Source organism: Aquitalea sp. LB_tupeE (genome assembly GCF_013391415.1).
In the GTDB taxonomy this organism is placed as follows: domain Bacteria; phylum Pseudomonadota; class Gammaproteobacteria; order Burkholderiales; family Chromobacteriaceae; genus Aquitalea.
In genome coordinates this window covers 262,745-275,780 of record NZ_JACAXB010000017.1, presented here as the reverse complement: position 1 = coordinate 275,780, position 13,036 = coordinate 262,745, and the positions used below count along the sequence as shown (strand labels likewise).

Here is a 13,036-nt window from a genome sequence, read left to right as displayed (position 1 = left end):
CCATCATCCTGGGTTTAGTTGGCGGCAGAGGCATGTTGGCGCTGGCCACCCCAGCTGCCACTGGCCGCATGCGGCTTGCCCCGGCCCTTGCCACTTGCCTCCGCCGTGCTTTGCTTGGCACGGTCGATCACCTTGATCTGCGCGCCTTCACGCAATTTGTCCAGGCCATCCACCACCACTTTCTGACCGGCTTTCACACCCTCTTCGATAATGGTGTTGTCGCCAGATACGGCACCGGTTTTCACCTTGCTGATGCTGACGGTCTGGTCCGGATTCACCGTATACACATAGCTGCCCACCTTACCCTGCTGCAGGGCAACGCTGGGTACGACGGTTGCATTGGGCTGGTCGCCCAGTTGCAGGTGCACATTGACGAACTGATTGGGGAACAGGGCGGCATCGGCATTGGCAAAGCGCGCCTTCAGGTTCACCGTGCCGGTGGTGGTGCTGAGTTGATTGTCGATGGCCAGCAGCTCGCCATCCGCCAGCTTGTGACGGTTGTCGCGGTCCCAGGCTTCCACCTGCAACTTGCCCTTGGCTGCACGGGCGGCGGCCAGCACCTGGCCAAGGCTGGTTTCCGGCACGGCAAACAGCACATTGATGGGCTGGGTCTGGGTAATCACCACCACGCCGTTGCTGTCGCTGGCATGCACGATATTGCCCAGGTCCACCTGACGCAGACCAACGCGGCCAGACAAGGGCGCAGTGATACGGCTGTAATCCAGTTGCAGCCGGGCGGTAGCCACGGCACCCTGGTCCAGCTTCACCGTGCCCTGATACTGGGCCACCAGCGCCTGCTGGGTATCTACCTGCTGCTTGGCAATGGAGTTTTGCGCCAGCAACTGCTGGTAACGGGTGAGGTCCAGCCGGGCGTTTTGCAGCAGTGCCTGGTCGCGCATCAGCTGGCCTTCGGCCTGGGTCAGCGCCGCCTGGAAGGGGCGCGGGTCCAGTTCGGCCAGCAGCTGGCCTTTTTGAACCAGTTGGCCTTCCTCAAAATGCAGGGCCATCAACTGGCCATCCACCCGGCTGTGCACCGTCACCGTATTGGTAGCCGTCACCGTGCCAAGGGCCCCCAGCTGCAAGGGCGCATCCTGCTGCGTCACCGGGGCCACCGCCACCGCCACCGGACCACCACCGCGCTTGGGTGCTGCCGCATCCGTGGCGGCGGCACGATGGCTGCTCCACCACCAACCGCCAGCAGCGACGGCCAGCAGTAACAGGGAAACATTGCGCAAGGTATGGGTGGGTTTGGCAGAAGCGGCAGACATATTGGTTTTCCGGGAAAGGACCAGCTTAAGTTGTCAGCGGAGTCAGAATCGACAAGCCTGATGCAGAGCAGCAAACAGGCTGAGATGATAAGGAATCGCCCTGCCCTTGCCTATCGACAAGCTGTTTATAGATGTTAATCGTCCGGCATCCGGCACATCCTGGTGAGCTGGACGGATAAACAGGCAAGAAAAAGCCCACCCCGGCATGGGGTGGGCTGGCGTGACGGGCCGGACTGACTCAGAACAGCATTTCCTTGACGTTTTCCACGGCGTCCTTGGCAGCAGGCGCGTTGGGATCTTTCGCCGCAGCGTCGTCTGCCGCAGCATCAGAGGCGTTACCGCCCGGTATGCTGCCGTGGTTGTCGATCTTCAGTTCCGGATTGGTCTTCTGGAATTCTTCGTAGTAGTACTCATCACCACCACGTTGACCGGCACCCGGTTTCACCACGATGCCGGCAGGCACTGGCAGTTCCACTTCCGGCAAGCCCTTGAGCGCATTGGCCATGTAGTTCATCCACACCGGCAGCGCGGCGGTACCGCCGTAACCGTAACGGCCCAGCGAGCGTGGCTGGTCGTAACCCACCCAGGTTGCCGCCACCAGATTGGGGTTGAAGCCGACAAACCAGGCATCCTTCCAGTCACTGGTGGTACCGGTCTTGCCGGCCAGGTCCATACGCCCCAGGCTCATGGCCTTGGCGGCCGTGCCGTAACGCACCACATCCTTGAGCATGGAAGTCATGATGAAGGCATTACGCGGGTCGATGGCCTGGGTGGCATTCTGTCCTGCAACCGCAGGCTGGGTCTTGGCCAGCACATGGCCGGACTGGTCTTCGATACGGTCAATGAAGTAGGCCTTGATGCGATAGCCACCATTGGAGAACACCGAATAGCCCTCGGCCATTTGCAGCGGCGTGGCGGCACCAGCACCCAGTGCCATGGTGAGATAGGCCGGATGCTGCTTGGGCGAGAAGCCGAAACGCTGGATATATTGCTGGGCGTAATCGGTTCCCAGCGCCATCAGCAAGCGTACCGACACCAGGTTTTTGGATTGGGTCAGCGCGCGGCGCAGGGTAATCAGGCCGGCAAATTTGCCATCGTCGTTTTTCGGTTCCCAATTGCCGGTACCCGGCGCACCAGGCACGGTCAGCGGCGCATCGTTGAACATGGTGGACGGCGTCACACCGCGTTCGATACCGGCTGAATAGATAAAGGGCTTGAAGGTGGAGCCCGGCTGACGCCAGGCCTGGGTCACGTGGTTGAAGCTGCGACGGTTGAAGTCAAAACCGCCCACCAGCGACTTGATGGCACCGCTGCGCGGGTCCATCGACACGAATGCCCCTTCGACATCCGGCATCTGTACGATTTCCCAGTAACCCTTGTCATTGGCACGCACCCGAATCACCGCACCGCGGCGAATCTGTTTATCAGCCGCCAGCTTGGGGTTCAGCGCACGGCGCGCAAACTCCAGACCCGGCCCCTTGATGACAGCAACCTTGCCACCACGCAGGTAAGCGCGGACTTCGGACGGGCTGGCAGACAGCACAATGGCCGCCTGCATGTCGCCACTGTCGCGAATTTCAGACAGTGCATCGTCCAGCACTTCGGTCTGGTCTTCCCCTTCGGCCGAGGCCAGGTCGATATAACTTTCCGGGGCACGATAACCCTGCTTGCGGTCAAAATCGATCAGGCCGGCACGCAATGCGTCATAAGCCCATTGCTGGTGATGACTGTCCAGCGTGGTGTAGACCTTGTAGCCCTCGGTATAGGCAGCATCCTTGTAGCGCTCGTACATGGCCTGACGGACCATTTCCGCCACATACAAGGCCGGCTGATTACCGTCCACACTGGCGCTGGCCAGATGCAGCGGCTCTTTGATGGCCGCGTCATACTGATCCTGGGTAATGAAATTCAACTCGCGCATGCGGCGCAGCACATACTGCTGACGCAGGTGGGCACGCTCGGGATTCACAATCGGGTTATAGGCCGAGGGTGCCTTGGGCAGGCCGGCCAGCATGGCCATTTCAGCCACGCTCAGGTCGGTGATGGGCTTGCCGAAGTAGGCTTGTGCAGCTGCGGAAAAACCGTAGGCGCGCTGCCCAAGATAGATCTGATTGAAGTACAGCTCGAGAATTTGATCCTTGGAAAGCGTATGTTCGATTTTGAAAGCGAGCAAAGCTTCATTAAACTTACGTGTGAAAGTCTTTTCACTGGATAGAAAGAAATTCTTGGCCACCTGCATGGTGATGGTACTGGCACCGGAACGGGCATGACCGGACACCAGATTACCAACGGCAGCGCGCATGACACCCATGTAGTCGATGCCACTATGCTGATAGAATCTTTCATCCTCGGCAGCCAGCAGTGCTTGTTTCATCAGTTGCGGGACTTCATGGATGCGGGCGAAGGAACGGCGTTCTTCACCGAATTCACCCAGCAACTGCCCATCTGCCGAGTAGACGCGTAATGGAATTTTTGGACGGTAATCCGTCAGCACATCAAGACTTGGCAAACGCGGGTAGGTTATGATGATGGCAATGGCTGCCGCACCGGCTGCCAGCACGGCCCCACCAATGACCAAACCGGCCAGAATCGCAAGAAGTCGTTTGAACATAATTACAAATAGGCTTTCGGAAGAAAGCGGATTATAACGTCTTGTGAGAACTAGCAAGACAAACATTGACAGCGACAGTGCAAAAACTGTCGCACTAGACCTTTTCGGGGCCTTAACTGATGCTATCCGACAAATTTCGGTTCAGTACGGACTGGCTGGATCAACTTGGATTGGGGAAATCCAAGAATGTTCCTGTGCTGGGTCTTGATATCAGCACTACCTCGGTCAAGCTGGTAGAGCTATCCAGATCGGGCAAAAACTTCCAGATCGAGCGATATGTGATTGAAAACCTGCCCAAGGAAGCCGTTTCCGAAGGCAATCTGGTGGATATCGAAGGGATTGCCGAGACCTTGCGCAAAGCATGGAAGCGACTTGGCAGCCCGATAAAGAATGTCGCCATCGCCATTCCCACCTCGATGGCCATCTACAAAAAGCTTCTGGTACCGGTCAGCCAATCCGAGGACATGGAAGGCATGATCGAGTCCGAAGCCGACCAGATCATCCCCTTCCCGCTCGATGAAGTGAATCTGGATTACCAGGTACTGGGGCCGTCCAGTAGCAGCCTGGATGATCTGGAAGTCCTGCTGTGTGCGGCACGCAAGGAAAAAGTGGAAGAACGGGTAGCCGTGGTGGAAATGGCCGGTCTTCGAGCACATGTGGTGGATGTGGAATCCTTCGCCATGATGACGGCCTTCGAGCAGATCCAGCAGCAATTGCCCGATCATGGCATGAACCAGACCTTTGCCCTGTTTGACATCGGCGCCAGCAAAATTCACTGCAATGTCATCCGTAACGGCCAGCAAATCTACTACCGCGAACAGATGTTTGGCGGCCTGCAACTGACGCGTGACATCCAGCGCCGTTACGGCATCAGTTTTGACGAAGCGGAAAACGGCAAACGCAGCATGGCCATGCCGGACGGTTATGAGTCGGAACTGCTGCATCCCTTTGTCGACGCGTTGGCGCAAGAAATCCAGCGTGCACTGCAATTTTTCTACACCACGGTCAGCGTGTCGCAATACCTGCGGGTGGACTACATTCTCTTGGGTGGCGGCTGCAGCATGCTGTCCGGACTGGACGACGCCGTGGCCTCCCGCACCCAGATCAGTACCATGATTGCCAACCCCTTCACCTCCATGGTGCAGTCCAGTTCGATCCGGCTGAAAGAATTGCTGCTGGATGCCCCGGCACTGCTTATTGCATGTGGACTTGCCATGCGGAGGTTTGACTGATGATACGCATCAACCTCCTGCCCCACCGCGAGCAGAAAAAAGCCGCCCACCGCCTGCGCTTCCAGCTGTTGCTAGGTAGTAGCTTCGGTGCCGCCCTGCTGATTGTCGGTCTGGGCTACTTCATTCTGGATACGCGCCAGTCGCACCAGGAAGAGCGCAACCAGTTCCTGCAAGGTGAAATCGCCAAGCTGGATCAGCAAATCAAGGACATCGGCGCGCTCAAGAAGCAGCGTGACGACCTGCTGGCCCGCAAACAGCTGGTGGAACGCCTGCAACAGGGTCGCAATGATGCAGTACACATTTTCGACCAACTGGTACGCCAGACGCCGGATGGCATCTACCTGAGCAGCTTCAAGCAAAGCGGGAACAGCTTCAGCTTCACCGGCTATGGTCTGTCCGGTGCGCGCGTATCCAATTACATGCGTACCCTGGCGCAGTCGTCGGTGTTCACCGAGCCGCAACTGGTTGAGGTAAAAGCCTCCACCGCCAGCAACCAGCGGGTGAGTGAGTTCAGCCTGACCAGCACCTTTAAACAGACAGCCCCGGCTGCCAGCGCACCACAAGGCCAGGTCGCACCGCAGGGAGCCAAACCATGACCCTAGACGAGTTCCGCAACCTTGACCCCAAGGACATGCCCAACTGGCCTTTCCCGGCTCAGGTATTCGTGGCCATTTTCATCGCCTTGGCCTTTTTGGCACTGGGGTATTTCTTTGTACTGAGCGACCAGCTGGACAAGCTGCACAACGCCCAGCAACAGGAAGAACAGCTCAAACAAACCTTCGTCGATAAAAAACGCCAGGCCATCAATCTGGAAGCCCTGCAACAGCAATTGAAAGAGATCCAGCTGTCCTTCGGCGCGCTGCTCAAGCAGCTGCCCACCAAGGCCGAAATGGATGCCCTGCTGACCGAAATCAACCAGGCCGGCATTGGTCGCGGGTTGCAGTTTGAATTGTTCCGCCCCAATGGCGAAGTCAAGACGGCCGAAATGGCAGAAGTGCCGATCGCCATCCGCCTGACCGGCAGCTACAACGACCTGGCCGCCTTTGTCAGCGATGTGGCACAGCTCTCGCGCATAGTCACCATCGGCGATATCAAGCTGACTCCGGGACAGGGCAAGGATGCCGCACGCATGACCATGGAAGCCACGGCCAAGACCTATCGCTCGCTGGAGCCGGAAGAGCGCATCGCAGCGGCACAGCCGCCGAAGAAGTGAGTGTGACTTCATGCTGAAAAAAACTTACGCCATCTTGCTGTGCCCGCTGCTGCTGACTGCCTGCAGTGGCAGCAATACCGAGGACCTGCATGCCTGGATGTTGCAGGCCAGCCAGGGTTTGCGCGGTCAGATCGACCCTCTGCCCCAGGCGCAGAGCTATCAGCCGTTTACCTACAATGCGTTTGACCTGCCCGATCCGTTCAACCCGGTCAAACTGCAAATGGCAAAACGACAGAATTCAGCCAATGCGCCCGACTTCAAGCGCCCGCGCGAACTGCTGGAAAACTATGATCTGGACAAGCTGAAAATGACCGGCTTGCTCAAGCGCAACAATATTACCTATGCCTTGATCCGCACCCCGGAAGGCAGTATCTACCGCGTGCAGCCAGGTAATTTCATTGGCCCCAATTTCGGCCAGATCAAACGTATCAGCGATACCGAACTAGTACTTTCCGAGACCGTGGAAGATCTGAACGGAGAATGGGTACAACGCGAAACCAGCATGTACCTGGATGAACAAGGGCAGAAATAATGAAAAACCATTCAATCAAACTGTTGTCGGGGCTGGGTCTGTCCATTGCATTTTCCATTGCCCATGCTGCATCCATCACCGCGATCGACATTGCCCAGACCGATGGCGACGCGCAGTTGCTGCAGATCACCTTTGACGGGCCGGCCATCAAGCCCAACAGCTTCGCCATTGCCAACCCGGCACGTGTCGCCTTCGACTTTGCCGATACCCAGGTGAAGCTGCCGAAGAGCACGATTGATCTGGGCAACCCCATCGTCAAGTCCGCTGTCGCGGTTGAGGCAAACGGCCGCTCCCGCCTGGTACTGAACCTGGCGCACAACGTGTCCTACAGCACCAGCGTCTCCGGCAACAAGCTGCTGGTGCGCATCAACAACAGCATGTCTTCCACGCAGCAGTCGGCCACTTCGCAAGAGCAGCCGGCCAGCAATGCCTCGGCCGCGGCCCAAGCCAGCGCCCAGGCTGCCGTGGCCACCACCCCGCTGGGCCTGGACTTCCGTCGTGGCCGTGGCGGTGAGGGCCGTGTGGAAATCAACCTGCCAGCCGAAAGCACCCCGGTGGATATCCGCCGCGAGGGCAAGAACCTGGTACTGGACGTGATGGGTGCCAATCTGCCGCGTTCGCTGGAAAAACGCATGGATGTCAGCGACTTTGCCACACCGGTGGACAAGGTGATTGCCAGCAATCAGGGCCGCAACAGCCGTGTCGTGATTCAACCGCAGGGCGACTGGGAATTCTCTTCCTACCAGACCGAGCGCAAGCTGGTGGTGGAAGTGCGCAAGGCCGTGGTGGAAAGTGCCAGCAAGAACGAGCTGAACAGCAAGCCGCAGTACAAGGGTGACAAGCTGTCGCTGAACTTCCAGAACATCGAAGTGCGCACGGTATTGCAGGTTATTGCCGAATTCACCGGGCTGAACATCGTCACCAGCGATTCGGTCACCGGCAATATCACGCTGCGTCTGAAGGATGTGCCGTGGGATCAGGCCCTGGACCTGATCCTGCAAACCAAAGGCCTGGATCAGCGCCGCAACGGCAACATCATCAATATTGCCCCGCGTGAAGAGCTGCTCAACCGCGACAAGCAGATTCTGGAAGGCAAGCAACAGCTCAATGCGCTGGAGCCCATCCGCTCGGAGACCTTTGTCCTGCGTTACCGCTCGGCCGAAGACTTCAAGAAGATTCTGGATGGCAGCACCACCACAGCCGGCTCCAGTGCAACAGGCAACAGCGGCGGCAACGGCCTGCTGTCGGCCCGCGGCAGCTTCATGATCGACCCGAAAACCAACACACTGATCATCAACGACACCCAGACCGTGATCGACAAGATCCGCGATCTGGTGACCAAGACCGACATTCCGGTCAAACAAGTGTTGATTGAAGCCCGTATTGTCGAAGCCACGGATGACTGGAGCAAGAGTCTTGGGGTGAAGATGAGCTTTGCCAAGGTAGGGAGCAGCACCTCCATCGGCAGCTCCATTTCTGATGCGCTGGCCAACAAGGCGCTGAGCAGCACGTCATCTTCTTCTGGCAATGCAGGGGTCAACCTTGGCCTGTCGGGCACCTACAACTCGATTGGGGCAGTATTCAGCGCAGGCTCCAGCGGCCTGATCGGCCTTGAGCTGGATGCCATGGAAACCGGCGAGAAGGGCAAGATTCTGGCCAATCCGCGCATCATGACCGCCGATAGGGTCGAGGCCAGTATCGAACAGGGTACGGAAATTCCTTACCAGGAAGCCAGCTCCAGCGGTGCGACATCCGTGTCGTTCAAAAAGGCCAACCTCAGCCTGAAAGTAACGCCACAAATCACACCGGATAACCGCGTGCTGATGGAAATCCAGATCAACAAGGACAGCGTCAGCAGTACCTTGTATGTCAACAGCACCCCGGCCATCGACACCAAGGTGGTGAAAACCCAGGTGATGGTGGAAAACGGCGGCACCGTGGTGATTGGCGGTATTTACCAGCAAACACTGGATACCACGGTCAACAAGGTACCGCTGCTGGGTGACATTCCGTTCCTGGGGGCATTGTTCCGCAGCAAGGTGGACAAGAACAACCGCACCGAGCTGCTGGTCTTCATCACGCCCAAGGTGGTTGAGGATTTGAACCTGCAAAATCGTTAAACACTGGGCATCTGCGCATATTTTGTCTTCTGCCTGCGCAGACAGACCCAGTCAGCATCAGCTACAATGCCTGCCATGGAGAACATGGCAGGCAATTTTTTTCTTGTCGGGCTGATGGGTGCCGGCAAGACCACTGTTGGCAGGGCACTGGCACGCAAGACCGGCAAGACCTTCTACGACTCGGATCATGAAATCGAGGCGCGCACTGGCGTTCGCGTCGCCACCATTTTCGAGATAGAAGGCGAACTGCGCTTTCGCGACCGCGAAAGCAGCGTGATTGCCGATCTGGCAAAAATGAACAATATCGTACTGGCCACCGGTGGTGGCGCAGTATTGCGTCCGGAAAACCGGGCCGAACTGTCAAAACATGGCGTGGTGATCTACCTGCGCGCCTCCATTGACGACCTGCTGGCCCGCACCATGCACGACAAGAACCGCCCGCTGCTGCAAACTGCCGACCCGCGCGCCAAACTGCAAAGCCTGTTGGAGCAGCGCGATCCTTTGTACCGTGAAGTTGCCGACATCGTGGTCGACACCTCGCAACAGAACGTCAACCTGCTGGTCAGCCGCCTGCTCGATCAGCTGCATAACATTCCAGCCAAGACCTGACGCATGATTACGCTAGACCTGACCCTGCCGGATACCCGCTACCCCATTCACATTGGCCACGGACTGCTTGATCAGGTTGAACTGATCCTGCCGCACCTGCCCATTCCCCAGGTGGCCATCGTCACCAACGACGTGGTTGCCCCGCTCTATCTGGAGCGCCTGACCCGACAACTGCAAAGCCATGGCGTACATTGCATTCCGGTAGTGTTGCCGGACGGAGAAGCCAACAAGAACTGGCAAACGCTAAACCTGATCTTCGACGCACTGCTCAGCCACAATGCCGAACGCAAGACCACGCTGATTGCCCTGGGTGGCGGCGTAGTGGGTGACATGACCGGTTTTGCCGCTGCCTGTTATCAGCGCGGCGCACCCTTCATCCAGATTCCCACCACCTTGCTGGCACAGGTTGATTCTTCTGTGGGTGGCAAGACCGCCATCAATCACCCGCTGGGCAAGAACATGATTGGCGCGTTCTACCAGCCCAAGATGGTATTGGCCGACATGGACTTGCTGGCAACCCTGCCTGAGCGGGAACTGTCTGCCGGCATTGCCGAAGTCATCAAATACGGCTTGCTGGGCGATGCCGACTTCCTGGCGTGGCTGGAAGCCAATATGGACAAACTGCGCGCACGCGACCCGGCAGCCCTGCAATACGCCGTGCGCCGTTCCTGCGAAATGAAAGCCGATATTGTCGGCCAGGACGAAAAAGAACAGGGCGTACGCGCCTTGCTCAATCTGGGTCACACCTTTGGCCATGCCATCGAGGCCGGCCTCGGTTACGGCGCATGGCTGCATGGCGAAGCAGTAGGCGCTGGCATGGTGCTGGCTGCCGTCGCATCGCAGGCACTGGGCTGGCTGAACGCACAAGATGTACAGCGCGTGGTATCACTGATTGCCGCTGCCGGATTGCCGGTACAAAGCCCCGACTTCGGCCTTGAAGAATGGATGCGCCACATGGGCCACGACAAGAAAGTGGAAAGCGGTGTCATCCGCTTTGTCCTGCTCAAACAACTGGGTCAGGCGGTGATTCAGGCCGGACTTCCATCCGGCTTGCTGGAGCAGTTGTTCCAGTCAACGCACATCAACCCGGCCCTGGGTCGGCAGGGTGTTTGAGACCCTCATCACGGAAACCTTGACTCCATTAAGGATTTTTACGGATTGCAGCCCTGCACGCCTCCCCGAATAATCGACTGCACAAATCAAGCAGAGAGAGAATCTCGGAGGGAAACCGCGGTGGATGCAATCACAGCCTTGCTGGCCAGCTTTGGCCTGATGTGTACTTATGGTCTTGCACGCCGTGTCTGGCGCAAGGCAACCTACAAGAAGCCACGTGCCCGGGGCATCGACCCTGTAGGTGAGGCCGAAGTGTTTCTGGCTTATGGTCGCAGCAGCGATGCTGTACGCGTGCTGAAAGAGGCCATGCACGATGAACCACAGAATCTGTCCATCAAGGTGACACTGCTACGTGCCTACTCCTCCGCAGGCAACTGCAAAGCTTACTGCCGGCTGGCGCGTGATATCCAGTCGCAGGTGAAGGATCAGCCGGTATGGCGCACCATTCAGGAAAATGGCCGGCTGCTGGCACCACAGGACCCGCTGTTCGCCGCCAAGGCTTGATGCCAACCCAAAACAAAACAGGCTGCCCTTGGGCAGCCTGTTTTGTTTAACCCGTGACGATGGGAAACTCAGCTGGGCGACTCAGCTGGCGTCAGCCTCCGGCTCGCGGAACTGCAAGCTGTGCAAACGTGCGTAGATGCCATCCTGCTGCATCAACTGCTGATGACTGCCCTGCTCCGCCACCTTGCCCTGATGCATCACGATGATGCGGTCGGCATTCTCGATGGTGGACAGGCGGTGGGCGATCACGATGGTGGTGCGGTTTTTCATCAGATTTTCCAGCGCAGCCTGTACCAGCCTCTCGGACTGGGTGTCGAGTGCCGAAGTCGCTTCGTCCAGAATCAGCAGCGGCGCATTCTTCAGCAGGGCGCGGGCAATGGCCAGACGTTGACGCTGGCCACCTGACAGACGCACACCGTTTTCACCAATCTGGGTATCCAGCCCTTCCGGCATCGCCTCAATAAACTCCAGTGCATTTGCCGCACGTGCCGCTTCGATGATCTGCTCGCGGGTAATGTTATCGCGTGCACCATAGGCGATATTGGCAGCCACAGTGTCGTTGAACAGCACCACATCCTGACTCACCATGGCGATATGCTGGCGCAGATCAGCCAGGACAATATCATCCAGCGCAATATCGTCCAGCGTGATCTGCCCGGACAAGGGCTGGTAAAAACGCGGTATCAGGCTCACCAGCGTGGTTTTGCCGCTGCCGGAAGAACCCACCAGCGCCACGGTTTCACCTGAGTTCACCTCCAGGCTGACCTGTTGCAATACATCACGCTCGGCATTCGGGTAACGGAAAGACACCTTGTCAAAACGCAGTCTGCCCTGGGTTTGCGGCAGACGGCGGGTTCCGTGATCCGGCTCGGCCGGTTCATCCAGGAAAGTGAACACGCTTTCCGCGGCGGCCAGACCGCGTTGCATGGCCTGGGAAATGCCGGTAATCCGTTTCACCGGTGCAAACAGCAGCATCATGGCGGTGAGGAAGGACATGAAGTCACCGGCGGTGAATGATCCATGCTGGGCGCGCAAGGCAGCAAAATACAGGATGGCAGCCAGCGCACAGGCAATCATCAGCTGGGTCACCCCGGTGTTGGCCGAACTGGCGGCACTCTGCTTCACCCCGTTGCGGCGGATGGCCTGTGCTGCTGCATTGAAGCGGCTTTCTTCATATGCTTCGCCACCATAAACCTTGATGACTTTCTGACAATCCACCCCTTCGCCCAGAATCTGGGTCAGGTCAGCCATGTGCTGCTGGTTTTCCAGTGCCAGGCCACGCAAACGTTTGGCCACCATGCGCATGCACACAGTCACCACCGGCATGACCACCAGGCAGATAATCGTCAGTTGCCAGTCGATATACAGCAGCCAGGCCAGCAGGCTGACGGCGGTCACCCCGTCTTTTACCGTGACGGTGATCACATTAAAGCCTGCCTCGGTCACCTGATTGACATCAAAGGAGATGCGCGACACCAGACGGCCAGACTGATTGTCGGCGTAATACGGTACCGGCAGGCGCAGCATCTTGGCAAACATTTGCTGGCGCAAGGTTTGTACCAGATGCCCGGCCAGCCAGCTGGAGGTGTATTCGTTGATGAAGCTGGTAATGCCGCGCACCAAGAATACCCCGACGATCGCCATCGGCACCCAGACAATGGCCTTGGGGTCCTTGTTGACAAAGCCACCATCAATCAGCGGTTTCATCAGCCGGGCAAACGCCGGTTCAGTCAGCGCGGCAATGGTCATCGAGACCAATGACAGAGTGAATACTTTCCAGTACTGGGCCAGGTAACCCAGTAGTCGACGGTAGATGGGCCAGCTATGTTTCAAG

11 protein-coding genes are annotated in these 13,036 nt (G+C 58.0%); 8 read left to right on the top strand and 3 right to left on the bottom strand.

Translation table 11 applies throughout. The features are described 5' to 3' along the window. Positions 1-14: 14 nt before the first annotated feature. Positions 15-1,268, bottom strand: coding sequence for an MdtA/MuxA family multidrug efflux RND transporter periplasmic adaptor subunit (locus HWX34_RS09415; RefSeq protein ID WP_178971987.1), 1,254 nt, complete (start codon positions 1,266-1,268; stop codon positions 15-17). Between the two features lie 238 nt (positions 1,269-1,506). Further along, the gene (locus HWX34_RS09410; RefSeq protein WP_178971986.1) at positions 1,507-3,879 is read right to left on the bottom strand and encodes a penicillin-binding protein 1A; all 2,373 of its coding nucleotides are present in this window, start codon (positions 3,877-3,879) and stop codon (positions 1,507-1,509) included. A gap of 194 nt (positions 3,880-4,073) precedes the next feature. Here HWX34_RS09410 and HWX34_RS09405 point away from each other — a divergent pair, with 194 nt between their 5' ends. From HWX34_RS09405 to HWX34_RS09375, 8 genes are all read left to right on the top strand, one after another. Next, on the top strand, positions 4,074-5,111 hold the full coding sequence (locus HWX34_RS09405; protein WP_370459710.1) for a pilus assembly protein PilM: 1,038 nt from the start codon (positions 4,074-4,076) through the stop codon (positions 5,109-5,111). Next, positions 5,111-5,707, top strand: a complete 597-nt coding sequence (locus HWX34_RS09400; RefSeq protein ID WP_178971984.1) for a PilN domain-containing protein — start codon at positions 5,111-5,113, stop codon at positions 5,705-5,707. Before HWX34_RS09405 ends, HWX34_RS09400 begins: the two co-directional genes overlap by 1 nt. After that, a complete protein-coding gene (locus tag HWX34_RS09395; protein WP_178971983.1) occupies positions 5,704-6,324 on the top strand; it encodes a type 4a pilus biogenesis protein PilO in 621 nt (206 codons plus the stop codon). The genes HWX34_RS09400 and HWX34_RS09395 overlap by 4 nt, the downstream gene beginning before the upstream one ends. Positions 6,325-6,334: 10 nt before the next feature. Next, positions 6,335-6,856, top strand: a complete 522-nt coding sequence (locus HWX34_RS09390; RefSeq protein WP_178971982.1) for a pilus assembly protein PilP — start codon at positions 6,335-6,337, stop codon at positions 6,854-6,856. After that, positions 6,856-8,976 carry a type IV pilus secretin PilQ gene (gene pilQ / locus HWX34_RS09385; protein WP_178971981.1) on the top strand — a complete coding sequence of 707 codons (2,121 nt, stop codon included), beginning with the start codon at positions 6,856-6,858 and terminating at the stop codon, positions 8,974-8,976. The genes HWX34_RS09390 and pilQ overlap by 1 nt, the downstream gene beginning before the upstream one ends. 66 nt (positions 8,977-9,042) lie before the next feature. Further along, positions 9,043-9,585 carry a shikimate kinase AroK gene (gene aroK, locus HWX34_RS21290; protein ID WP_255496645.1) on the top strand — a complete coding sequence of 181 codons (543 nt, stop codon included), beginning with the start codon at positions 9,043-9,045 and terminating at the stop codon, positions 9,583-9,585. 3 nt (positions 9,586-9,588) lie between these two features. Continuing rightward, entirely contained in the window at positions 9,589-10,698 is a 1,110-nt protein-coding gene (gene aroB / locus HWX34_RS09380; RefSeq protein ID WP_255496644.1) for a 3-dehydroquinate synthase, read from the top strand. A gap of 120 nt (positions 10,699-10,818) precedes the next feature. Next, positions 10,819-11,202, top strand: coding sequence for a FimV family protein (locus tag HWX34_RS09375; RefSeq protein ID WP_370459709.1), 384 nt, complete (start codon positions 10,819-10,821; stop codon positions 11,200-11,202). 81 nt (positions 11,203-11,283) lie between these two features. Here the strand turns inward: HWX34_RS09375 and msbA are convergent, their stop codons facing one another. Next, on the bottom strand, positions 11,284-13,035 hold the full coding sequence (gene msbA / locus HWX34_RS09370) for a lipid A export permease/ATP-binding protein MsbA (RefSeq protein ID WP_178971980.1): 1,752 nt from the start codon (positions 13,033-13,035) through the stop codon (positions 11,284-11,286). Position 13,036: the final 1 nt, after the last annotated feature.